Raw genomic sequence first — 23,523 nt, forward strand, 5'->3', positions numbered from 1 at the left:
GCGCGACGGCCTATTTTCCCTCGAGTCGGGCGTTTTCCTCAAAGGCGGCGGCCAGTGCCTCATCGCCGCTCAGGCCGGCGGCCTGCGCCCTTTCCAGAGCCTGCACGACCCGCTTGTAGTCCTTGGGCATGACCTTGACAAACCGGGGAAGGAATCCATCCCAATCTGCCAATACGGCCGCTGCACGCTCACTCCCGGTCAACTCGCCATGGCGGCCGATCATGCCTTTGAGGATGGCCGCATCCCGGTCGTCCAACTCCTCGAGCCCGACCATCTGGGTATTGCAGCGTCCGGCAAAATCACCCTCTTCATCGAGCACGTAGGCCACGCCGCCGCTCATGCCGGCCGCGAAGTTGCGCCCCGTCGGGCCGAGGATCACCACCGTACCGCCGGTCATATACTCGCAGCCATGGTCGCCCACCGCCTCTACCACCGCATTGACGCCGGAGTTGCGAACGCAGAAGCGCTCGCCGGCCATGCCGCGGATAAAGGCTTCACCGCTGGTGGCGCCGTAGAAAGCCACATTGCCGGCTATGATGTTCTCTTCCGCCTTGAAGGGCGACCCCTTGGGGGGATAGACCAGAATCGTGCCGCCGCTGAGCCCTTTGCCCAGGTAGTCGTTGGCGTCGCCGCACAACCCCAGGGTGACCCCCCGGGGAACGAAGGCGCCGAAACTCTGACCGGCCGAACCGTTGAACAGCAGGTTGACGGTCCCGTCCGGGAGCCCTTGGGGGCCGTGATGGCGGGTGATCTCGTTACCGAGGATCGTCCCCACCACCCGGTCCACGTTGGTGATGGGCAGTTCCGCATCGACCCTTTCCCCGCGCTCGATGGCGGGCATGCAGAGGTCAAGCAGCCTGGTCATGTCGATGGACTTCTCCAGGCCATGGTCCTGGGGCTCCGTGCAGTAGCGTCCCACATCCAGGCCGACCTGGGGCTGGTAAAGGATGTTGGAGAAATCGAGCCCCTTGGCCTTCCAATGGGCAATGGCCTTTCGGGGTTCCAGAACGTCCGCACGCCCGACCATCTCGTTCAGGGTCCGGAAACCGAGTTGGGCCATGATCTCCCGCAATTCCTGGGCCACGAAACGCATGAAGTTGACCACGTATTCCGGCTTGCCGGTGAACTTGGCACGCAGGGCCGGGTCCTGGGTGGCCACACCGGTCGGGCAGGTGTTGCTGTGGCAGACCCGCATCATGACGCAGCCGAGGGAGACCAGCGGCGCGGTGGCGAAGCCGAACTCCTCGGCCCCCAGCAGGGCGGCGACGGCAACGTCGCGGCCGGTCTTGAGCTGGCCGTCCGCCTCGATGACGATGCGGCTGCGCAGGTTGTTCAACACCAGGGTCTGGTGGGTTTCCGCCACGCCCAACTCCCAAGGGAGACCGGCGTGCTTGATACTGGATACCGGCGAGGCGCCGGTGCCGCCGTCGTAGCCGCTGACGAGCACCACATCGGCATGGGCTTTGGCAACGCCGGCCGCGATGGTGCCGACCCCCACCTCGGACACCAGCTTGACGCTGATGCGGGCGCGGCGGTTGGCGTTTTTCAGGTCATGGATCAGTTCGGCAAGATCCTCGATGGAATAGATATCGTGGTGCGGCGGCGGCGAAACCAGGCCGACCCCCGGGGTGGTATGGCGGGTCTTGGCGATCCAGGGAAACACCTTCTGGCCGGGCAGTTCGCCCCCCTCGCCCGGCTTGGCCCCCTGGGCCATCTTGATCTGGATCTCCCGGGCATTGGTGAGATAGTCGCTGGTAACGCCGAAGCGGCCCGAGGCCACCTGTTTGATGGCGCTGTTCTTGGAATCGCCCAGCTCGTTGGTCCAGGTGAAGCGTTCCGGGTCCTCCCCCCCCTCGCCGGTATTGGAGAGACCGCCGATCCGGTTCATGGCGATGGCCAACGCTTCGTGGGCCTCCTGGCTGATGGAGCCGTAGGACATGGCGCCGGTCTTGAAGCGCTTCATGATCTCTTCCACCGGCTCGACCTCCTCGATAGGCACCGGGACGGTCGTTTCCCGGAAATCCATCAGGCCGCGCAGGGTGTACAGGCGGGTGTCCTGTTCGTCGATCAGCGCGGAGAACTGCTTGAACTCATGGTAGTCGCCGGTGCGGACCGCCTTCTGGAGCGAACTGATGGTGAGTGGGTTGTACTGGTGTTCCTCTCCGGCCTCGCGCCACTGGTAGACCCCGCCCGCGTCCAGGGTGGGCTCGGCGGGCACCCGCTCGGGCCAGGCCCGGCGATGCCGCGCCAGCAATTCGGTGGCGATCCCGTCCAGATCGGTGCCCCCGATACGCGACGGCGTCCAGGTAAAGTACCTGTCGATCACCGACTGATGCAGGCCGACCGCCTCGAAAATCTGGGCGCCGCGGTAACTCTGCACGGTGGAGATCCCCATCTTGGCCATGGTCTTGACGACCCCCTTGATGGAGGCCTTGATAAAGTTTTTCACCGCCTTCTTGTAGGTGATGTCCGTCAGCATCCCCTGCCGGATCATGTCGTCCAGGGACTCGAAGGCCAGATAGGGGTTGATGGCGTTGACGCCGTAACCGAGCAGCACGGCAAAGTGATGGACCTCACGCGGCTCACCCGATTCGAGCACCAACGAAGCCCGCGTGCGGGTGGCCGTCCGGATCAGGTGATGGTGAAGCCCGGAAACCGCCAGCAGGGCGGGAATGGCGGCATGATCCTTATCAACTCCGCGATCGGAGAGGATCAAAATGGTGGTGCCGGCCTCGACCGTTATGACGGCGGCTTCGAAAAGCCTCTCCAGGGCCTTCTCCAGTCCGGCGGTCCCCTGTGCCACCGGGAAGAGCAGCGACAGGGTTACGGCCCTGAAATCGGGTTTCCCCACATGGCGCAGTTTTTCAAGTTCCTCGTTGGAGAGCAGAGGGTGTTCCAGCCTGATCATGCGGGCGCTGGCAGCGGTCGGCTTGAGCAGGTTGGCCTCGGAGCCGATCAGGGTGGTTGTGGAGGTGATGATCTCCTCGCGGATCGGGTCGATGGGTGGGTTGGTCACCTGGGCGAAGAGCTGCTTGAAATAGTTGTAGAGCAGTTGCGACTGATCGGACAGCACCGCCAGCGGCGTGTCGGTGCCCATGGAACCGAGCGGCTGGACGCCGTTCAGCGCCATGGGCCCCAGGATGACGCGCTGATCCTCGAAGGTGTAGCCGAAGGCCTGCTGGCGTTGAAGCACCGTATCATGGTCCGGTCCGTACACATGGAGCGCATCGGGCAGGTCCTCGAGAAGGATATGATTATCTCGCAACCACTCGCCGTAAGGGCGGGCGTCCGCCAATTCGCGTTTAATCTCCTCGTCCGGCACGATGCGTCCCTGCTCCGTATCCACCAGGAACATCCGGCCGGGCTGCAAGCGCCCCTTCTGCAGGACGCGCTCCGGCTCGATCGGCAGCACCCCGGCCTCGGAGGCCATAATGACTAGATCGTCGTTGGTGACATAATACCGTGACGGCCGCAGGCCGTTGCGGTCGAGCACGGCGCCGATGCTGCGGCCGTCGGTAAAGGCGATGGCCGCGGGACCGTCCCACGGTTCCATCAGACAGGAATGGTACTCGTAAAAGGCCTTTTTGGCGGGCTCCATGGTCTCATGGTTTTCCCACGGCTCGGGGACCATCATCATGACGGCATGGGGCAGCGAGCGACCGGCCATAACCAAAAGCTCCAGGCAGTTGTCGAACATGGCCGAATCGGAACCGTCGGTGTTTATGATCGGCAGCGCCTTCTTGATGTCGTCCCCGAACAGATGGCTGGCAAAAAGCGACTGGCGGGCATGCATCCAGTTGACGTTGCCGCGCAGGGTGTTGATTTCGCCGTTATGGGCCAAGAAGTGATAGGGGTGAGCCCGGTCCCAGCTGGGAAAGGTATTGGTGGAAAAACGCGAATGCACGAGCGCCAGGGCGGTCTCCATGTCGGGATCGCGCAGGTCGGGGTAGTACTGGTCCACCTGAACCGGCATGAGCATGCCTTTGTAGATCATGGTCCGGCTGGAGATGCTGACCACGTACCAGCACTCGTCGACCCCGGCCCGGCGAATCTCGTTGATGGCGCGTTGATTGACGATGTACAGCTTGCGGTTGAGCTCCTGTTCGTCGGCGCACTCCTCGCAGGTTTTGAAAAACAGTTGGCGCACCACCGGTTCGCTGGCCCGGGCGGTAGCGCCAAGGGAAGCGTGGTCAGTGGGCACATCACGCCAGCCGATGATCGCGAGCCCTTCCTCGGCAACGATCTTTTCCAGCACATGGCGTGCGCTGTTGCGCTCGGTCGGGTTGGGCGAGGTGAACACCATGGCGACCCCGTAGCGGAACGGCTCGGGCAGCTCTATGCCCAACGGCGCACAGACTTTACGCAGAAAACGGTCCGGCACCTGCATGAGGATGCCCGCACCATCCCCGGTATTGGGTTCGCAGCCGCAGGCGCCGCGGTGATCGAGGTTGACGAGAATCGTCAGAGCCTGACGCACGATCTCGTGGGATTTTGCCCCCTTGATATTGGCCACAAAGCCGACGCCGCAGGCGTCGTGTTCGAACTGGGGATCGTAGAGGCCCTGTTTCTTAGGTGGTTCGATGTTTTTCATATGGCTACCTTTATGTGTGGTGCTGGTATCTTATTATGTACCGCTCGACGGTGAGGCGGGTAGAGGATGAACGTGATACGGTGCATGCTCTTGTAATGGGGGTGTTCAAACGGCGTATGAAGAGGGTTAACATACCTATTTGCGCGGATATTTTCAACACCAAATGCCGGTTCGCGCAAGAAAACGCGATATTCGGGCGCACGAAGGGAGAGGGAGATGAGAGATGGGCCGGGAATCGGGGCGCGGACAAAGGGGAGGTCCTGCGCCTCGCCCGGGAAACGGTGGTGTTCATCGCCCCGGGGTGCGAAATCCTGGGCATCAAAACAAAAAAAAGACCTGACAAGGTGTCAGGTCCTTAAATTTTGGTGGGCACAGACGGGATCGAACCGTCGACCTGCCGATTAAGAGTCGGCTGCTCTACCAGCTAAGCTATGTGCCCAACGAAATAAGGCCCCGGACGTAATGTCCAGGGCCGTTGTTTTTGGCGTCCCCTACCGGATTTGAACCGGTGTCGCCGCCGTGAAAGGGCGGTGTCCTGGGCCGGGCTAGACGAAGGGGACGTTTTCAGTGGTGAGCCGCGTTGGGATCGAACCAACGACCACCTGATTAAAAGTCAGGTGCTCTACCAACTGAGCTAGCGGCTCAAAGAGAATTGCATTTTTACAATATAAATAAGGTCGAGTCAACAATTATTTTCATCCATAACAATTAATCTCCGACAAGGCCATCATCCTCGACGCGAGGCTGCTCTGCCGTGTGCCCTTTTTTGTCGTACTTATCCTGATACATGCGCCGGTCGGCCAGCTTGAGGGCGGCAGAGAGTTCAGATGCGTCACAGGCAGTTGCCACCCCTAGGGACAGGCCGCGCGAATAACCGTTTTTTTCCCTTCTGGGGCGGCATCCGCCTTGGATGATGCGCTGCACCGCCGCCTGGGCGGTTTCCAAGTCGGTGTGCGGCAGCAGCACGGCGAACTCATCCCCGCCGATACGGGAAACGACGTCACCGGCCCGAAAGGCGGACAGGAGCAAATCGGCAGCCATGCGAATCAACCGGTCGCCCTCATCATGACCGTAGTTGTCATTGATCGTCTTGAGGCCGTCAATATCGGCGATGACGATACTGACCGGAAAATCCCGACTGGCGGCCAGCCGGCTCATCTCGGCCTCGAAATACGCCCTGTTGTAAAGATTGGTGAGCGAGTCATGGGTGCTGAGATACCGCAGGTTCTCTTCATAGTGCTTGCGCTCGGTAATATCCTGGGATACCTTGAGATACTTGATGACGGTACCCTCGGAATTGCGTAGCGGACAAAACTTTGCCAACTCCCAATAAACCTGGCCGTCCTTGCGGCAATTGGCCAATTCGCACTCCCACTCCTCTCCCGCCCTGATACTGTTCCAGAGTTCCTGGTAAAGTTCGGGGGGGGTGAGATCCGACTTGAGGATGCGCGGATTCTGCCCGATGACCTCCTCAGCGCTGTAGCCGGTCACCTTGGTAAATGTCGCATTGACATATTCTATGGTGCCGTTGAGGTCCGTGATGAGAACCGAGGTGGGGGCCTGTTCCATGGCCTGGGAGAGCAGATTGAGGGATTCGTCCTGTTTTCTGAGACGGCGCTTGAGATTGACGTAATCACAGCATTGGGCCACCGCCTCCGTAAGCTTGGCGAAATCGACCGGCTTGCCGATGTAATGGTTGATGCCGATCGAGACGCAATCCAGCAGGTATTCGGTATCGCTGAATGCCGACAAAACGATGACGGGGCAATCCGGCTGAAGGCGACGAATTTCGTGAACCATGGTCATACCGTCCATGTCCGGCATCCTGATATCGGTCACCACGACATCGGGGGCATGGGCTCGGTACATATCGAGCCCCGCCCTGCCGTTGGCGGCGACATAAAGGGTGCCGACCACACGCATGAGCAGGCGTGAAACCGTGTCTCTGGTGATTTGATCGTCCTCGACATACAGCAAGGATATGTCGTTATAGAGAACCGGTGGCGCCATGGCTTCAAACCGATTTCGTATTGGATTCCCCTGTATCCACCAGTGTATCGCATAATCGGCCCGCCGCAAGTAGGTCGGCGAACGCCCGACAAAGGAAGTCAGGATGAAAAAAATAAGCCTTGCCCAGTGCAACGATTATGATCCAACCCGGGTGCGGGAGGCACTAGTCTCGCTTCTGGAGCCGTTGGGCGGCATCGGGGCCTTCGTACGACCGGGAGAGCGGGTCTTGCTCAAGCCCAATCTGCTGGCCGCCAAAGTTCCGGAAGCGGCGGTAACCACCCACCCTGCCGTTGTGAAGGCTGTTGCGGAATTGGTCAGGGAGGCCGGGGGCCGGGTCCTGATCGGCGATAGCCCCGGTATCGGCGGGTTCCGGAAGGTGGCCGACAAAAGCGGCATCAGCCAGGCGGCCCGGGAGAGTGGCGCCGAACTGGTTGCATTCGACGAGACCATCGAGCTCAACGGTGCGGGCACCTTCCGCCGCATCGCCATAGCGCGGGCTTACTGGGAGGCGGACAAGGTCATCAACCTGCCCAAGCTGAAGACCCACGAGATGATGACCATGACGTGCGCGGTGAAGAACCTTTTCGGCGTAGTTGTGGGGGCGGAAAAGCCGGCGTGGCACCTCAAGGCAGGAACCTCGCGCGAACAGTTCGCCCGGCTGCTGCTGGAGATCTATCTGCTGAAAAAGCCGACCCTGAATATTGTGGATGCCATCGTGGCTATGGAGGGGAACGGCCCCGGAAGTGGCGACCCGATCAAATTGGGTGCATTGATCGCCGGCGTCAACCCGGTGGCGGTGGACACGGTGGCCGGCCGCTTGGCCGGGATACCCGCAGAGCTGCTCCATGTGGAACGGGAAGCGGCACGCATGGGGCTGCCGGGGGCAGAGATAGGCGCACTGGAACTTTTCGGCGTGCCCCCCGACCGCTTCGGGGGGAAGCGGTTCAAACTCCCCACCGGCCTGGATGTTCAGTTCGGCCTGCCGGCCTTTATCAAAAATGGCCTCAGGCGCCACCTTCTGTCATTCCCCGTGGCCGACGCCCGCCGATGCGTGCTGTGTGGCATTTGCCGGGACGCCTGCCCGCCGGAAGCCATACAAATAAAAAACAGCTCCCTGGTGGTCAACCAAAAGAGCTGTATTCGTTGTTGGTGCTGCCGCGAATTGTGCCCCCACGACGCCATGCAGGTGCGGCGAGGGGCGTTATTGAGGATAGCAACGGCCTTCAGCCGTCCACGGGGAAAACGGCGCTAGGCGTCCTCTTCCTCGCCGCCGAGAGGGATCTCGCGGTAGGTGCGGTCCTCCTCAAAGCGCTTGGTCTGGGCCTGGAGCTTTTCCAGATCGGATTTGCACTTGACGCAATACCGCGCGAACGGCATGGCCTTGAGCCGCCCCAAGGGGATTTCCTCTTCACACTCTTCGCAAAGGCCATACTCTCCCTCGTCGATTCTCAGGAGGGCCTCGTCGATATTGTGCAATTTTTCCCGTTCCCGGTCACCCAATAAAAGCCCGAGTTCGCGATCCCGCTCCGATGAGGCCTGGTCATAGATGTCGCCGCTCGGCTCTCCGACGGCTGTGGTTTCGGCGCCGTTCTTGACAGTTTTGGATATTTCCCGCAGGGTATCCTCCTTCATTTGTTGAAGGATTTCCCTAATTTCCTGCCATTTCTTTTTTGCCGGTTTCGTGGCCATGTTGCCCTCACTCCCCTGGTCTGCTTTCGTACCACCCCTGAAAAGGGGGCAAACTATTGCAGAAAACAGATTGTTTGTCAAGCCAAACAACCGGAGGTATTATCAGACGACTATTTCACCAATCAGGTCGTAATCCGACGAGTCCGTGACCTTGAGAGAAACGATATCACCCACCTCGGCGGTTCCGGCGGTGATATAGACCTGCCCGTCGATATCCGGCGCCTGACGCGACGAACGCCCCCTCAGGAGCAGGTCGGTTTCTTCGCTGTATCCCTCCACGATGACCTGCTCCGTGGTGCCGATGAGGGCCCGGTTGCGACGGAACGAAAGCCGCGCCTGGGCGCGCATCAACTTGCGGTAGCGCTCGCGCTTGACCCGTTCCGAGACCTGTTCCGGCATGGAGGCTGCCGGCGTATTCTCTTCCCGGGAGTAGCAGAAGACCCCGAGGCGATCGAATTGGGTCTGCTCGATGAACTGCATCAGGCTGGCAAAATCGTCCACCGTTTCGCCCGGAAAGCCGACGATCAGCGAGGTGCGCAGCGCAATGCCGGGGATCTCCCGGCGCAGGGTAGCGATCAGGTTCCGAATCTGAGCCTCGCTGCTCCGGCGGTTCATCCGCTTGAGAACCGGGTCGGCGATATGCTGGATCGGAATATCCAGATACTTGCAAATCTTGGGTTCGTCGCGAATCAGTTCGATCAGGCTGTCGGTGATCCCGTCGGGATATGCGTACAAGAGGCGAATCCACCGAATCCCCTCAATGGCAGCCAACCGGCGCAGCAGTGTTTCGAGGGTGGAACCGTCGTCCAGGTCGCTGCCGTAACGGGTGACATCCTGGGAGATGACATTGATCTCCTTGACCCCGCGGGCGGCCAACCGCTCCGCCTCGGCCACCAGCGACTCCAGCGGCCGGGACCGGTAGGCGCCCCGCAACTGGGGGATCACGCAGTACGAGCAGCAATTGGAACAACCTTCGCCGATTTTGAGATAGGAGTACCATGCGGGCGAAGAGTTGAGGCGCGGCAATGTTTCGTCATAGATGTAATCCGGGTCGCCAACGTAGCGCAGTTGGCCGTCGGAACCTTTTTTCTCCGCCAGAATTTCGGCAATGCGGGGGTAATCGCCGGTGCCGATGAAGATATCCACCTCGGGCAGATCGTTGGCCAACTCCTCCTGATACCGCTGCGGCAGGCAACCGGAGACGATCAGGGTGTGGCAGCGCCCGTCGTGTTTGCGTTCCGCCAAGTCCAAAATGGCGTCGATGCTCTCCTGCTTGGCCTCCTTGATGAACGAGCAGGTATTGACGATGATCACGTCCGCATCCTTTTCGTCGGTCGTAATCTCGTAGTCATCCTTGGCAAGCACACCGAGCATAACCTCGGCATCCACGAGGTTTTTGGGGCAGCCCAGGCTGACCATACTGACTTTCTGTTTAGCGCTTTCGCTCACGAACACCCCTTTTATTTGGATAACTGCGCAGGGGATGTAAAATTCCCCCGTTCTTCATACCGGCCGAAGCTACTCCCTGAAATTCACGAACTGCATCTCCACCCCCAGGTCCTTCCCCTTGAGGAGTTGAATCGTCTCCTGCAGGTCGTCCCGGTTCTTGCCGGTTACCCGTACCTGATCATCCTGGATCTGCGCCTGCACTTTCACCTTGCTTTCCTTGATGACTGCTATGATCTCCTTCCCCTTTTCCTTGGAGATCCCCTGCTGGACCGTGATGAGCTGCCGCACCATCCCACCCGACGCAGGTTCGACCTTGCCGTACTGCAAGGCCTTGATGGAGATATTGCGCTTGAGAAACTTGGACTGGAGCACGTCTACCACGGCCTTGAGCTTGTAGTCGTCGTCAGCCAGGATCTTAACGGCATCCTTCTCCTGGCTGATCTCGCTCTTGGACCCCTTGAAGTCGTAGCGTTGGCCGATTTCCTTGATCGCCTGATTGATCGCGTTGTCCACTTCCTGCATATCCACTTTTGAAACGATGTCGAATGACGGCATAGAGACACCCTCCGAAGGTATACTAGTATAATACATCCCATCGAAACCGTACAGGGGATGCACTGCAAACGTTCGGCCCGGCATGCTTGCGAGCCCTTGTGCGGCGGGTAGCGCCTTACGGCTTGACGACCGCAACCCCCGCGGGGACCTTGAAGTTGAACTTGTTGCTGTCCACCCCCTTGTTGACCCTGACATGGCTGTAGTCGATGCGGGTCTGGTTACCGCCGGCATCATGCACGACCGACGCCTGCACCGGGAAGAGATCCTGCACGTTTCCCTGGCGCAGAAAACGCTCCACCGCCTCTGCCGAAACCGTCAACTGGAGCCGCGCCAGGACCGGCGTAGGCTTTTTCGGGATCAATTCCAACTGGTAGTCGCCGTGTTTATCACGCTGTTCCTTGGCAAAGGAAACGGTGAAATCCCGCGACACATGGCCCAGGCCGGTCAGATAGGAGAGCGCGATGGCATTGCCACCCTTGAACATTTCGGCCACCGTGCTAACCATCACCTGCCGGTTTTCGGGCAGGTAGAACCAGACCTGTTTGCCGTTGGAAACGATCTGCTGTTTGGGCTTTGCGTAGTTGAAACGGAACATGGCTGTGCTGGAAGCGGGCCGCTTCAGGAATACTTCGCCGTTGCCCTTCTGTTCGCGGCCGACCCCGGCGATAAGCGTCCGTTGGGAAAAATCGGCGCGAACGTCCTGCAGGCCTGCATACCCTTTTTCCAGCGCCCCGATCACATCCTTGAGACTTGCAGGCTTATCGGCAGCCTGCAACGGTGTCCAGACCAAAACCAGCAGAAGGGACAAACTGCATGTTAACCAGCGTATCATGGTGTAACCTTTCCTGAAAAATGCAAAATGGCGTAACCCGGTCGTTAATTTTGCCACAGGACCGCATCTATCGCAACCGCTTTTGAACATTGGATGGCATTACAGCGCAGTGGCATCAATGACATATACGATACGGCCATCCCCCGTGATGGCCCCTCCGGTAAGTCCTTTGATGCGGCTCAGCGGAATACCGAGCGGCTTCACAAAGATCTCCCTCTGGCCGAGCAGACGATCCGTAGCCAGTCCGAGCGTTGTGTCACCCGCTTCGATCACGACCGTCGGGACAAACGCCCGAGCATCTGGTGTCGGCGCTTGTCCGAGCAGACGGTTGAGATTCCTGAGAGGCACCTGCCTGCCGTCGAGCATGAAAAAGAACTGTTCCCGCTCCTGGAATATCTCCTCGCGCCTGAGTTCAATGGTGCGTTTGACGGCATTGACCGGAAAGGAGACCGTCAGGGGGCCGCACTCCACCAAAAGGGCATGAATGATCGAGACCGAAATGGGGAGCCTTAGCAGGAAACGGCTTCCCCGCCCCACCTCCGATTCGATGACGAGCCCTCCCCCCAAGGCGTGCACAGCAACCCTGACGGCATCCATGCCCACGCCACGGCCCGAGATATCGCTCACGGTTTCAGCCGTGGAAAAACCGGGGGCACAGATCAGCATGAGCGCCTCATGCCGCGTCAGGGCATTGGCCTGTTCCCGGTTGATCATCCCCTTTTCCACCGCCTTTTCGGCGAGCCTTTCGGGGGCCATGCCCCGCCCGTCGTCGGCAATAACGATATTCACACAATCCTTGTCGCGGGTTACGACGATACGGATCGTACCGAGGCCGGGCTTGCCGACAGCGATCCGCTCTTCGGGCATCTCCATGCCGTGGTCAACGGCATTGCGCAGGATATGCACCAACGGTTCGCTTATCTCCTCGAGAATCCCCCGATCCAGTTCAATCTCCTTCCCCTCCACATGGAAGAGGATCTCCTTGCCTTGCTTGCGAGACAGATCGCGCACTAAGCGGGGGAAACGGTCGGCAACAAAGGAGAAGGGGAGCATGCGGGCCTGGAACACCTCGTCCCGCAGTTCCCGCAACAGCATGGAAAGACGGTTGAGCGGCTCTTCGAGTTGTGCGCCCTCGCAGCGCAACGCACGGTCGGCAAGGCGGTAACGTGTTGTGAGCAACTCGCCGGTGATGTTGACCAACCGGTCCAGGGTTTCCGTCTTGACGCGGACGCTTTTGAAGGAATCGGTGTGCCGGGGCTGGTGATCCGGGGTCGGGCCGCCCTGATCGCGATCGTCGATTCCAGGTGCGGCATCTGCGGCGGCGACCGGTTGTGGGGGGGGGGGTGGATTGCCGGCAGCGTCGAAGCCGGCCAGTCGATTGATCAGGTCGGTGGTATCCGGCAAGCGCTCGTCATCGGCTTCGATTGCCGAGATCATTGCGGTGAGGGCGTCGCTCCCTTCCAGCAGGATGTCGGCCAGGCCCGGGCTAAAGCTGAACGCTCCGCTCCGCACCTTGCCCAAAAGGTCTTCCATGCGATGGGCAAGGTCGGCGATGGCCTGGTACTGCATGGTTGCCGCCATCCCCTTGAGCGAATGGGCATGGCGGAACAACTCGTCGATGGCGGCTTGATCGGCGGCGCTATCCTCAAGCACGACGATCAGCTCATTGAATACCTGGATGTGCCCCTTGGATTCTGAGACGAACAAATCCCGGTATTGGGACATATCCATGGATCATTCCCCCAGGCTTTCCAGCGCTTCCGCAATCTTTTCCGGGCTGAAGGGTTTCTGAACATAGAACCGGGCGCCCAGATCCAGTCCCTTCTTGACGATCGCCTCCTGGCCGATGGCCGAGCAGAGGATCACCTTGGCCTGCGGCTTCATCTTATGAATAAAATCCAGTAGTTGTATCCCGTTGGCGTCGGGCAGGATGATATCCAGGAAAATGATGTCCGGATCGCAGGCGTGGAGTTTTTTCATGGTCTCTATGCCGCTGGCCGCCTCGGCCACAACGGTATAGCCCTTGTCTCTCAGGATTGTGCCAAGATTATTGCGCATGAAAAGGGCATCATCGACGATCATCACCTTAGCATTACTCATTGTGGCCTCCATTGCACTCGTGGGCAGCAAATCGGGTACATAAAACAGCGAGATGCGGCGCGAAACCATCCGTGACGGCTACCGGGTATTATCCTTTGAGTTTGGCCAATAAAAGCTCGTTCACCACCGCCGGGTTGGCCTTGCCCTTGCTGGCCTTCATGACCTGCCCGACAAAGAAGCCGAACACCTTTTCCTTGCCCCCCCGGAACTCTTCCACCTGGGCGGCATTGGCGGCAATGATCTCATCGATAACGGCTTCAATCGCTCCGCTGTCGGAGACCTGGGCCAATCCCTGTTTTTCCACGATCGACTTGGGGTCTCCGCCGTTTTTCCACATCTCTTCAAAGACCGTCTTGGCTATCTTGCCCGAAATGGCGCCGCTGTCGATCAGCTTGATCAGTTCGGACAATTGGCGCGGGATGACGGGACATGCCGCGATGGACGTTCCCGAATCGTTGAGCGCCCGGGTCACCTCGCCCATCAGCCAGTTGGATACGGCCTTGGCGTTGTGGTGAAAGGCCACGCACTCTTCAAAGTAATCGGCCAGTTCGTGGCTGACGGTGATAACCTCCGCATCGTACTCCGACAACCCCATCTCGGTGATGAAACGCTGCTGCCGATGCTCGGGGAGTTCCGGCAATTCCTTTTTCGCACGCTGTACCCAATCGGCGCCGATTACCAACGGCACCAAGTCGGGATCGGGGAAATAACGGTAGTCGTGGGCCTCTTCCTTGCTGCGCATGGAACGGGTCGCTCCACTGTTCGGGTCAAACAGGCGCGTTTCCTGAACCACGCTGCCCCCGTCCTCGATCAGGTCGATCTGGCGCTGGATCTCATACTCGATGGCCTGTTTGACGAACTTGAACGAGTTGACGTTCTTGATCTCGGCCCGGGTGCCGAGGGTATCGGAACCGACCGGCATGACCGAGACGTTCGCATCGCAGCGAAAACTTCCCTCTTCCATGTTGCCGTCGCAGATCCCCAGCCAGGTCACGATCCGGTGCAACTGTTTCAGATAGGCCACCGCTTCATCCGATGAGCGCAAATCCGGTTCGGAAACGATCTCCAGAAGCGGCGTGCAGGCCCGGTTCAGGTCAACCCCGGAGCCGTTCTCCAGGCCGGGAACGTCGCCATGCACCAGCTTGCCCGCATCCTCTTCCATGTGGATACGGGTGATGCCGATACGCTTGGGTCCCTGCCCTTCCAACTGGATATCGAGCCACCCCTTGCGGCAGATCGGATCCTCGAACTGGCTGATCTGGTATCCCTTGGGGAGGTCGGGATAAAAGTAGTTCTTGCGGGCAAAGACGCTATGATGGGCGATGGTGCAATTGGTGGCCAGCCCGGCCCTGATGGCAAATTCAACCACCTTCTTGTTGAGCACCGGCAAGGCGCCCGGCAGCCCCAGGCAGACGGGGCAGGTCTGGGAGTTGGGCTCGGAACCGAAGGTCGTGGAACAGCCGCAGAATATCTTTGACCCGGTTTTTAGCTGGGCATGGACCTCAAGGCCGATAACAGGCTGAAATTTCATATGTAATTACTCCAATAAAAATGTAAACTGCACTGCGAGGTTGAATCCGCCACAGAGACACAGAGACAATTGGTCATACACAAGGGGCGGCGCTTGGGGCAAGGCCCGTAGCTCCCCTACTTCAACAGGCTCAGGTTGTTCAAAAATAGTCAGATCGTCGCACCCGCAGAAAAGCCCCGCGGAAGCGTAGCAACGCTACGCTGCACAAGGGGTTTTCGAGGACGGCGGCGAGATGGCTGTTTTTCAACAACCTCTTTATATCTCCGCCTTCCTCGTATGCCACTCCGTGGCCTGCTCAAAGGCGTGGCCCGCACGCAGGATGGTCTCCTCGCCAAAGGGCTTGCCGATCAGTTGCAGGCCGATGGGGAGGCCGGAAGCGGAGAAACCGGCCGGCACGGACATGGCGCAGGTACCGGCCAGGTTGACCGGGATGGTGAAGATATCCGACAGGTACATCTGCAGCGGGTCATCGACCATCTCGCCGATCTTGAAGGCCGGCGTCGGCGCCACCGGGGTCAGGATCACATCCACATCCTCGAAGGCGCGGGTGAAATCGCCCATGATCAGCGTGCGCACCTTCTGGGCCTTGACGTAATAAGCGTCGTAGTAACCGGAGGAGAGGGCGTAGGTGCCCAGCATGATGCGGCGCTTGACCTCGGCCCCGAACCCCTCGCTACGGCTTTTGGTCATCATGTCGATCAGTCCTTCGGCCTGCTCGCTGCGATGCCCGAAACGGACGCCGTCGTAACGGGCCAGATTGGAGCTGGCCTCGGCAGTGGCGATCAGATAATAGGTCGCCACGGCATAGTCGGTGTGGGGCAGGGATATTTCAACGAATTCCGCCCCCAGCCGGCGATAGGTCTCGATGGCCCGGTCCATGGCCGCCTGAACGTCCCGGTCGAGGCCATCGATATAGTACTCCTTGGGCAGGCCGATCCTCAGGCCCTTGATGTCGCCGGTCAAGGCGGCCGTGTAATCGGGAACCGGCGTGTTGACACTGGTGGAATCCTTGGAGTCGTAGCCGGCAACCGCCCCCAGCATGATGGCACAATCGGTTACGTCACGCGTGATCGGGCCCACCTGGTCAAGGGAGGACGCAAACGCGATCACGCCGTAGCGCGAGACGCGGCCATAGGTGGGCTTGAGGCCGACGCAGCCGCAGTGGGAGGATGGCTGACGAATGGAGCCGCCGGTATCGGTGCCCAGGGTCGCCGTTGCCTGTCGGGCGGCAATGGCCGACGCCGAGCCGCCGGACGAACCACCCGGGATGCGGGCGGTATCCCAGGGGTTGCGGGTAACGCCAAAGGCGCTGGATTCGTTGGATGATCCCATGGCGAATTCGTCCTGGTTGAGCTTGCCCAGCAAAACGGACCCGCAATCGCGCAGCCGCTCCCAGGCGGTGGCGCTGTAGGGGGGGATAAAGTTATGGAGCATGCGCGAACCGCAGGTGGTGCGGATACCCTCGGTCAGAAAGATGTCCTTGAGGGCCAGGGGAATCCCCGTGAGTACGTGAGCATCTCCGGAAGCGATGCGCCGGTCGGCGGCCGCCGCTTCAGCCAGGGCCGACTCAGGGGTCCGGGTGATGAATGAACCGACACGGGGCTCAACCGACTCGATGCGCGCCAGCATGGCCCGGGTCGCTTCGGCCGAGGACAACTCCCGCGCATTCAGCTTTCCGTGCAGTTCATGGATGGTAAGTTCAAAAATATCCATTTGAATGACATCTCCGATTCAAAGCGTTTCTCAACAATTATCCCGCATGTAACGCAAACGAAACATTACGGCAACCTCATCTCCAATTTTGCAGCGTATGGTGTGCAACTTATGTGCTTTGAACCTTGCGGCAAGCAGGCCCGCCACACAGGCATCATCATTCGATGACCTTCGGCACGCGGTAGAAGCTGTCGGCCCTGTCCGGAGCATTGGCAAGGGCCTTCGCGACACCAAGGGAAGGGCTGGTTGCGTCCTCGCGGAAAGCGTTTTCCACCGGAACGGCATGGGAGGTGGGACGGATATCGGCGGTGTCGAGTTCATTCAACTTTTCCACATAGCCGAGAATCGCATCCATCTGTCCGGCAAAAAGGTCCGTTTCGGCCTTGTTCAACTCCAGGCGGGCCAAACGGGCCACATACTCAACGTCGGCAACCGATATTTTCATGACACCATGCTCCACTAACAGAGAAATTAGTCCTTGCGAGGACTGTTTTGTAGCATGAAACAGGACTCTTGACAACCACGTTCACGGCACCGCCCAAGGGCTGCGAAGCCCCGTGGAAACCACTTTTTGCTTGACTTCGGTTTTATTTATTGTATATTTTGCACAACTTTTTAGAACATATCCTGAAACAGACGATCCGCCAAAATAGCTATCCTGTTGTTATATTGTCACTTTTATCATTTCAAGCGACAACGACCAAGGGAGCGAATGACACTGTGAACCGTTTCGGAGAATCATCGAAAAAAGCGCGAAGGTCTTCTATTACCTCCAGACAACCTGTCTCAGACAGGATGTTTGGAGGTATTTGTGTTTTATAGCCATGATTTCACAGCAGTTACTACGTTGCCTGATGCCAAATTTTGCAATGAAAGGTGGTGATCATCGAAAACGAAATTGATCTGTTTGCAGCTTGCAGTAGTACCAGCATTTAATAAAAATTGAAGGAGGCACACATGAGTATCAAAAAAAGAATTCTGGCAGTTGCAGCAGCAAGCGCCCTCGGCGCCATGGCCGCTGTGCCGGCAATGGCATTCGAGAACGAATTCCACGGCAACTACACCTTGAAGTATTTCCTGGACAACTATGAGAACGGTAGCGGCGGCACGATCCTTTCTCCGAGCACCTCTGGCGCGACTAACCACTATGTCGCGCCTACAACAGGAAACACCACGCAAAACCTCAGACCCAACAACTATTTCGAGCAGCGCGCCCGCCTGTTCTACACCGCCAAAGCAAACGACGATCTGAAACTGGTGACCGGTTTCGAGATCGACTCCGTCTGGGGCGACAGGGCTCAGGGAGCAACATTCCGCAACAGCGGCGCCGCCCTGGAATCAGACGCCGTCAACCTGGAAACCAAGTGGGTTTACCTGCAGTTCAAGATACCATCCACCCCCACCACGGTTACTGCCGGTGTCCAGCCTTTCAAGGACAACATCAAGGGAATCTTTGCCGATTTTGATGCGGCTGGTGTCGTCACCGCAACCAAGCTGGACAATGCAACCGTTGTTGCCGGCTATTTCCGCGGTTACGATGGTGCCTACAGCGGAAGCGGCGTTGACAACAATATCACCAAGACCAATGTCCTCGGTTACCAGGATCTGCATATCGGTACCGTTGCGGTCAAGTATGCCCTCAGCAAGGACGCAAACGTCGGCCTCGACTATTACATCTATGACGATAGCCGCGGCACTCTCTCCACCAGCGACATCATGCTGCATACTTTTGGTCTCTACGGCGATGCAAAGGTTGGCCCCGTGGCCCTGAGCGGCTTTGTCGCCTACCAAGGCGGGGTCCTCAAGAACCTCAGCGGCACTGCTGACAGTGCCTACCTGAACGCCTTGGCCTACAATGTGGCCGCCAAAGTCGCCGTCGGCCCAGGCACTCTGCGTACCGCGCTGCTCTTCACCTCCGGCAACAGCAACAACACCGGCAAGCACCTCACCGGCTGGGTCGGCACCGCTCAGTCGCAGAATGCCACCTGGGCAGGAAACAGCGGCACCTGCAGCTACAACGAGTCCGGCATGATGCTGCTCAACCGCAATGCTGCCTCCCAAGGCACCACCACTGACTATGGCATCGCCTACAATACGGGTAACGGCACCACCCCCGTCAACGCACAGGGGATGTACCTCTACACCCTTGGTTACGACATTAACGTGACTCCCAAGGCCTTTGTCAACACAAACCTCGGTCTCCTTTGGGCTGCCCACACCAACAGCCTGAAACCGTATGACAAGAAAACTGGCCTCGCGAATGCCACCAACTTCCAGGGTACTGAAATCAACGTGGAAGCCGGCTACAAGATGTACGACAACCTGACCGCCAAGATCCAGGCTGCTTATGTCGTGCTGGGTGGCTACTATAATGGTTCGTCTACTATCGGCACCGCTGCTGCTCCTCATGATCCGGATAACCCCTACACCGCACGCGTTGTGCTGAGCTACGCATTCTAAACCGTTTCATCTGTAATAAACCCTTGAGGGCGGGAGCAATCCCGCCCTTTTTTTTTGACATGTCCGGCCTATTTTGCGATAATCCCACGGCCTACTGCTCTTCATCATCTCAATGCAAAATTAACCGTCCCGAAACAAATGTTCCCCGAAACAGGCTGAGGAGAAACCATGAAAAAATTGATCGTACTGCTTGCCGTGCTATTCCTTCCGCTGGTGGCACTGCCGGCTTTTGCAGCCCAGGTGCGGGTGTTCGTGGCCGACATGAACGCCATCGGCGTGCCGAACAAAGATGAGATGAAAGCCACACTCCAGGCCCTGCTGGCCGCACGTCTGAACAGCGACAAGATCATAGCCGTCGGCAGCGCGGCCGAGGCCGATGCCGTGGTGAGCGGAACCTATATCGTTCTGGGCAAGGTGTTCAGCATGGATGCCATGGCCAGGACGAGCGCCGGCAAAACCCTGACCCGCGCCTACATCCAGGGCGACAGCAGTGAGGAACTGATCCCGTCGGTGGGAAAACTGGCGGAAAAACTGGCCGCCGAACTGGACAAGGTTTATTTCAGCGGGCAACCGGCACCCGGCGCTCCCGTGGCCGCCATTCCCAGGGTTGCAGCAGCAGTCACCGTAGCCGCTCAGGCACCGCTTGCTGCGCCAAAGTCCGATATCATCAAAAAAGAGCAGGTCAGCGTGGCCCCGGTCGGTGAGTTCATCAAACCCAAGGAAGTGGAACAGGGGAACATCGGCGGCTGGCAGAGCAAGCGCCTCACCGGGGCCGCCAATCTGGTGGCCCTGGGAGCGACCCTGCCCGACGGCAGCAGTGAGGTATTTCTGGCCGAGGACCGACGCCTCTCGTACTACCGCAAGGGCGGCGATATGAAACTGGTTGCGGAGACGGAATTCAGGAGTTCCGAGAAGATCCTCTCACTGGATACTATTGCAGGCAGCAAGGGCCTTGAGATCTACGTGACGCTCATTCGCGGCGACGAACTCGCCTCCCAGGTCTGGCAGGTGCAGGGCGACAAGCTGGTGAAGCTTGCCGGAGACCTGTCCTATTTCTTCCGCACCTTCAGCTTGGCCGGCGGGCCGAAAAAACTCTATGCCCAGGCAATGGGCCGCGATGCCGATTTCTATGGCGAGGTATTCGAGGCAAACCGCTCCGGCGACGAAATCTCCCTGAAAAACCCCATCAAGATGCCGCGATTCGGCGACATCTACTCCTTTAACCAATTCCGCGACCAAGACGGCAAGATGCTCACCGCGGTCATCAACCCGGATGGCTACCTGATCGTGTATGACCAGGACCGGAAAGAGCTATGGCGCAGCAACGACAAGTTCGGCGGTTCGGAACTGTATTTTCAGAAAGAGGACACCAGCGTCAATGCCCGTGTGACGGGTGATAAGTACCGCTGGATATTCATGAACATGCGGGTTCAGGTAACGGCCGGAGGACTTATCCTGGTGGGTAAGAACGACGGGTTCTGGGTGCTGGGCAATGCCCGGGCCTATAAGAAGGGCACGGTCTACTGCATGGCTTGGAATGGTTCGACCCTGGAAGAAAAGTGGCGTACCCGCGACACCCAGAATTACATGCCGGACTATTATTTCGACGAGGCCAAAAACGAGCTCTTGATCCTGCAAACCGTGCAGCGCTCCGGGGTAACAACCCGCGGGGCGTCATCCCTGGCGATCAAGATGGTGGAATAGCCCACCCACCCGGCCCTAGGCAACACGGACCGGGAAGCCTCCCCTCCTTGGACGGCTTCCCGGTCCGAATTCTTTGTACTCGTCGCAGGCCGGGCGTGTGAAAGACAATCCTTTTCAGGAATAGATCTACATGACCATATTATCACCCGACATTTCACTCCCCCGCGGCGTCAGCGACTTCCTGCCCGACGCCGCCGCCAAGATCGGTTTTATAGAAGCGAAGATTCGCCACGTCTTCGAGCTGTGGGGGTTTCGGCGCATCATCCCCCCCAAACTGGAATATGAAGATGTGCTGACCATCGGCATGGGAGAGGAGCTGAAGGGCAAGACCTACCGTTTCGACGACCGTCAAACCGGGCGCCTGCTGGCTTTCCCGCCGGATATTACGCCGCAGATCGCCCGTATCGTGGCGACCCGCCTGTCCGGCTGGCCCCTGCCCCACCGCATCAGCTACAGCGGGCGTGTCCTGCGTCAGACCGAAAGCCAGACCGGCCGCAGCCGGGAACTCTTTCAGTCGGGGGTGGAACTGATCGGCCTCGACTCGCCCGAGGCTGATGCGGAAATGGTGACCATGGCGATCGAGGCCATGCAACAACTCGGCTTCAACAACTTCAAGATCGACCTGGGACAGGTGGAGTTCTGCCGCGGGATCATGGCCGCCTCCGGCCTGGACGGCCAGCCGCTGCGGGAATTGCAGGAGGCTATCGCGCGCAAGGATGTGTCGGCCGTGTCGAAGGTGCTGGCCGCCAGCACGGTTACGGAAGCATCCCGTCGTGAGATCGCGGCCCTGCCGCGCCTTTTCGGCGGGCGCGAAGTAGTGGCGGAGGCAGAGAAAGTGGTGGTCAACCAGCGTTCCCGCGCGGCGCTTGCGAACCTGCGCCAGGTGTTGGATATCCTGGATATCCACGGGGTCAGCGACCACCTGACCATAGACCTGGGAGAGATCCGTGGGCTGGGCTACCACACCGGCATCACCTTCGAGGGATTTGTCAGCGGTCTGGGCGAACCGGTCTGCAGCGGCGGCCGCTACGACAACCTGACGGCCCGCTATGGTTTCGCCGCCCCGGCCACCGGCTTTACCTTTAACGTGCTCAGCCTGCTCCAGGCGCTGGAACGGCGACCCGACGTTGAGGCCAGCACCACCCGCGACTTCCTGTTGTTCAACAGCCGCGACGACCGGCGCGAGGTACTGGAGGTGGCGCGCCTGCTCCGTTCCCGCGGCTACACCGCCGCACGGGACATCATCCGCAGGGAGTACGAAGACTCTCTGACCTATGCCCGACGTATGAATATCCGCAGCATGCTGATCATTGGAGATGAAGCGTGCGGCAACGACACCTATACCGCCGTGCGTGTCCGTGACGGCAAACGGTTCAACATCACCAGGGAAATGCTACTGAACGAAGATCTTGTTACTTTTATTGAAGAAAACCAGCAGGCTATTGAAAACTAAGGTTGTTCAAAAATAGTCAGATCGTCGCACCCGCTAGACAAGCCCTGAGGAGGCGTAGCAGCGCTACGCCGTACGAAAGAGCGTTCGAGGATGGCGGCGAGATGGCTGTTTTTCAACAACCTTCATAGGGAGACCACGAGACATGGCAAACGTTGTAGTTGTAGGAGCCCAATGGGGCGATGAAGGCAAGGGCAAGGTTGTCGATATCTACACAGAGCACGCCGATGACATCGTACGCTACCAGGGGGGCAACAACGCCGGTCACACCCTGGTGGTGGGGAGCGAAAAGGTCGTCCTGCACCTGATCCCCTCGGGCATACTGCACGAGGGCAAGCGCTGCATCATCGGCAACGGTGTGGTGCTGGACCCGGAGGTATTCATCCGGGAGATCACGAAACTGAAGGAGTCCGGCCGGATCAGCGACGATTCCTGCCTACTGCTCTCCGAATCGCTGCACATCATCATGCCCTACCACAAACAGATCGACATCGCCCGTGAGACACAGAGCGGCGACAAGAAGATCGGCACCACCGGCCGGGGCATCGGCCCCTGCTACGAGGACAAGATCGGCCGGCGCGGCATCCGCCTGATGGACCTGCTTGACAAGGACATCTTCACCCGCAAGCTGCGGGAGGTACTGACCGAGAAAAACGTCATCCTGGAAAAACTGTTGGGCGAGGCGCCCTGCGACTTCGATGCCATCCTGGCCGAATACAGCGGCTATGCCGAGGTGTTGAAGAAGTACGTCGCCGATACCTCGCTGGTCCTCAGCAAGGATCTGAAGGCCGGCAAGAAGGCGCTCTTCGAAGGGGCACAGGGGACACTCCTGGACGTGGACCACGGCACCTACCCCTACGTCACCTCGTCATCCACCTGCGCCGGCGGCGCCTGTACCGGCTCCGGGGTCAGCCCGCGTGATATCCACGAAATCATCGGCATCTCCAAGGCCTATGTCACCCGCGTGGGGAGCGGCCCCTTCCCGACCGAACTGCTGGACGCGACCGGCGAGCAGCTGCGCCAGGACGGCGGGGAATTCGGCGCAACCACCGGCCGGCCGCGGCGCTGCGGCTGGTTTGACGCCATGGTGGTCCGCTATGCCGTGCGGGTCAACGGCCTGACCGGCATTGCCCTGACCAAGCTGGATGTGCTCTCCGATTTCGACACCGTCAAGATCTGCACCGGCTACACCTGCAACGGCAGGACCCTGGAAACCTTACCCGCAAGCCTGGAACTCTTCGAACAGTGTCAGCCGGTCTACGAGGAACTGCCCGGCTGGAAGAGCGATATTACCGGAGCCCAGACCTACGGAGACCTGCCGCAGAAGGCCCGCGATTACGTCAAGCGCCTGGAAGAACTGGCCGGCTGCCCGATCGTGCTGGTTTCCGTCGGTCCGCGCCGCGACCAGACCATCATCCTGCGCAACCCGTTCGAGTAAC

At 59.3% G+C, this 23,523-nt stretch carries 16 protein-coding genes and 3 tRNA genes; 5 read left to right on the top strand and 14 right to left on the bottom strand.

All coding sequences use genetic code 11. The features are described from left to right. Window positions 1–10: 10 nt before the first annotated feature. From gltB to ET418_RS09730, 5 genes are all read right to left on the bottom strand, one after another. On the bottom strand, window positions 11–4,591 hold the full coding sequence (gene gltB / locus ET418_RS09710) for a glutamate synthase large subunit (protein WP_149307412.1): 4,581 nt from the start codon (window positions 4,589–4,591) through the stop codon (window positions 11–13). Window positions 4,592–4,954: 363 nt separating this feature from the next. Beyond that, window positions 4,955–5,030 (bottom strand) — tRNA-Lys (locus ET418_RS09715). A 43-nt stretch (window positions 5,031–5,073) separates the two neighbouring features. Further along, window positions 5,074–5,151: transfer RNA gene (locus tag ET418_RS09720), tRNA-Glu, on the bottom strand. Window positions 5,152–5,159: 8 nt separating this feature from the next. Then, window positions 5,160–5,235 (bottom strand) — tRNA-Lys (locus ET418_RS09725). A 64-nt stretch (window positions 5,236–5,299) separates the two neighbouring features. Beyond that, a complete protein-coding gene (locus ET418_RS09730; RefSeq protein ID WP_149307413.1) occupies window positions 5,300–6,601 on the bottom strand; it encodes a sensor domain-containing diguanylate cyclase in 1,302 nt (433 codons plus the stop codon). A 103-nt stretch (window positions 6,602–6,704) separates the two neighbouring features. On the opposite strand from ET418_RS09730, the gene ET418_RS09735 reads away from it, so the two are divergent. Further along, window positions 6,705–7,853, top strand: a complete 1,149-nt coding sequence (locus ET418_RS09735; RefSeq protein ID WP_149307414.1) for a DUF362 domain-containing protein — start codon at window positions 6,705–6,707, stop codon at window positions 7,851–7,853. On the opposite strand, the gene ET418_RS09740 is transcribed toward ET418_RS09735, so the two are convergent. The 9 genes from ET418_RS09740 to gatC form a co-directional block, all read right to left on the bottom strand. Next, window positions 7,850–8,290: a TraR/DksA family transcriptional regulator gene (locus ET418_RS09740; protein WP_149307415.1), complete on the bottom strand. Its 441-nt coding sequence runs from the start codon at window positions 8,288–8,290 to the stop codon at window positions 7,850–7,852. The two genes, ET418_RS09735 and ET418_RS09740, sit on opposite strands and share 4 nt — an antisense overlap. Before the next feature lie 102 nt (window positions 8,291–8,392). Continuing rightward, entirely contained in the window at window positions 8,393–9,709 is a 1,317-nt protein-coding gene (rimO, locus tag ET418_RS09745; RefSeq protein WP_149307582.1) for a 30S ribosomal protein S12 methylthiotransferase RimO, read from the bottom strand. 99 nt (window positions 9,710–9,808) lie between these two features. Beyond that, window positions 9,809–10,294 (bottom strand): YajQ family cyclic di-GMP-binding protein, encoded by a 486-nt coding sequence (locus ET418_RS09750; protein WP_149307416.1) that lies wholly within the window; start codon window positions 10,292–10,294, stop codon window positions 9,809–9,811. 115 nt (window positions 10,295–10,409) lie between these two features. After that, entirely contained in the window at window positions 10,410–11,126 is a 717-nt protein-coding gene (locus ET418_RS09755; RefSeq protein WP_149307417.1) for a LolA family protein, read from the bottom strand. A 99-nt stretch (window positions 11,127–11,225) separates the two neighbouring features. Next, window positions 11,226–12,857, bottom strand: a complete 1,632-nt coding sequence (locus ET418_RS09760) for a chemotaxis protein CheA (protein ID WP_149307418.1) — start codon at window positions 12,855–12,857, stop codon at window positions 11,226–11,228. Window positions 12,858–12,860: 3 nt separating this feature from the next. Further along, complete coding sequence (locus ET418_RS09765) at window positions 12,861–13,226, bottom strand: response regulator (protein ID WP_149307419.1); 366 nt, start codon at window positions 13,224–13,226, stop codon at window positions 12,861–12,863. Between the two features lie 88 nt (window positions 13,227–13,314). Then, window positions 13,315–14,757, bottom strand: coding sequence for an Asp-tRNA(Asn)/Glu-tRNA(Gln) amidotransferase subunit GatB (gatB, locus tag ET418_RS09770; RefSeq protein WP_149307420.1), 1,443 nt, complete (start codon window positions 14,755–14,757; stop codon window positions 13,315–13,317). Between the two features lie 255 nt (window positions 14,758–15,012). Beyond that, on the bottom strand, window positions 15,013–16,470 hold the full coding sequence (gene gatA / locus ET418_RS09775) for an Asp-tRNA(Asn)/Glu-tRNA(Gln) amidotransferase subunit GatA (protein ID WP_149307421.1): 1,458 nt from the start codon (window positions 16,468–16,470) through the stop codon (window positions 15,013–15,015). Window positions 16,471–16,627: 157 nt separating this feature from the next. Next, entirely contained in the window at window positions 16,628–16,915 is a 288-nt protein-coding gene (gene gatC / locus ET418_RS09780) for an Asp-tRNA(Asn)/Glu-tRNA(Gln) amidotransferase subunit GatC (RefSeq protein ID WP_149307422.1), read from the bottom strand. A gap of 512 nt (window positions 16,916–17,427) precedes the next feature. On the opposite strand from gatC, the gene ET418_RS09785 reads away from it, so the two are divergent. The 4 genes from ET418_RS09785 to ET418_RS09800 all read left to right on the top strand — a co-directional run bounded on the left by ET418_RS09785 (window position 17,428) and on the right by ET418_RS09800 (window position 23,522). Next, on the top strand, window positions 17,428–18,930 hold the full coding sequence (locus ET418_RS09785) for a histidine kinase (RefSeq protein WP_149307423.1): 1,503 nt from the start codon (window positions 17,428–17,430) through the stop codon (window positions 18,928–18,930). 168 nt (window positions 18,931–19,098) lie between these two features. Beyond that, a complete protein-coding gene (locus ET418_RS09790) occupies window positions 19,099–20,634 on the top strand; it encodes a VCBS repeat-containing protein (protein ID WP_149307424.1) in 1,536 nt (511 codons plus the stop codon). Between the two features lie 130 nt (window positions 20,635–20,764). Continuing rightward, entirely contained in the window at window positions 20,765–22,087 is a 1,323-nt protein-coding gene (locus tag ET418_RS09795; RefSeq protein WP_149307425.1) for an ATP phosphoribosyltransferase regulatory subunit, read from the top strand. Between the two features lie 142 nt (window positions 22,088–22,229). Beyond that, window positions 22,230–23,522 (top strand): adenylosuccinate synthase, encoded by a 1,293-nt coding sequence (locus ET418_RS09800; protein WP_149307426.1) that lies wholly within the window; start codon window positions 22,230–22,232, stop codon window positions 23,520–23,522. The last annotated feature ends 1 nt before the right edge of the window (window position 23,523 follow it).

This window comes from Oryzomonas rubra (assembly GCF_008369015.1).
GTDB lineage: Bacteria > Desulfobacterota > Desulfuromonadia > Geobacterales > Pseudopelobacteraceae > Oryzomonas > Oryzomonas japonica.

Bases quoted from the DNA above. Each gene is read 5' to 3' on its own strand.
- ET418_RS09760 (WP_149307418.1), bottom strand. From the start codon at position 12,857: ATGGATATGTCCCAATACCGGGATTTGTTCGTCTCAGAATCCAAGGGG.
- ET418_RS09730 (WP_149307413.1), bottom strand. From the start codon at position 6,601: ATGGCGCCACCGGTTCTCTATAACGACATATCCTTGCTGTATGTCGAG.
- ET418_RS09785 (WP_149307423.1), top strand. From the start codon at position 17,428: ATGAGTATCAAAAAAAGAATTCTGGCAGTTGCAGCAGCAAGCGCCCTC.
- ET418_RS09790 (WP_149307424.1), top strand. From the start codon at position 19,099: ATGAAAAAATTGATCGTACTGCTTGCCGTGCTATTCCTTCCGCTGGTG.
- rimO (WP_149307582.1), bottom strand. From the start codon at position 9,709: ATGGTCAGCCTGGGCTGCCCCAAAAACCTCGTGGATGCCGAGGTTATG.
- ET418_RS09750 (WP_149307416.1), bottom strand. From the start codon at position 10,294: ATGCCGTCATTCGACATCGTTTCAAAAGTGGATATGCAGGAAGTGGAC.
- ET418_RS09795 (WP_149307425.1), top strand. From the start codon at position 20,765: ATGACCATATTATCACCCGACATTTCACTCCCCCGCGGCGTCAGCGAC.
- gatC (WP_149307422.1), bottom strand. From the start codon at position 16,915: ATGAAAATATCGGTTGCCGACGTTGAGTATGTGGCCCGTTTGGCCCGC.
- ET418_RS09800 (WP_149307426.1), top strand. From the start codon at position 22,230: ATGGCAAACGTTGTAGTTGTAGGAGCCCAATGGGGCGATGAAGGCAAG.
- gatB (WP_149307420.1), bottom strand. From the start codon at position 14,757: ATGAAATTTCAGCCTGTTATCGGCCTTGAGGTCCATGCCCAGCTAAAA.
- gltB (WP_149307412.1), bottom strand. From the start codon at position 4,591: ATGAAAAACATCGAACCACCTAAGAAACAGGGCCTCTACGATCCCCAG.
- gatA (WP_149307421.1), bottom strand. From the start codon at position 16,470: ATGGATATTTTTGAACTTACCATCCATGAACTGCACGGAAAGCTGAAT.
- ET418_RS09755 (WP_149307417.1), bottom strand. From the start codon at position 11,126: ATGATACGCTGGTTAACATGCAGTTTGTCCCTTCTGCTGGTTTTGGTC.
- ET418_RS09735 (WP_149307414.1), top strand. From the start codon at position 6,705: ATGAAAAAAATAAGCCTTGCCCAGTGCAACGATTATGATCCAACCCGG.
- ET418_RS09765 (WP_149307419.1), bottom strand. From the start codon at position 13,226: ATGAGTAATGCTAAGGTGATGATCGTCGATGATGCCCTTTTCATGCGC.
- ET418_RS09740 (WP_149307415.1), bottom strand. From the start codon at position 8,290: ATGGCCACGAAACCGGCAAAAAAGAAATGGCAGGAAATTAGGGAAATC.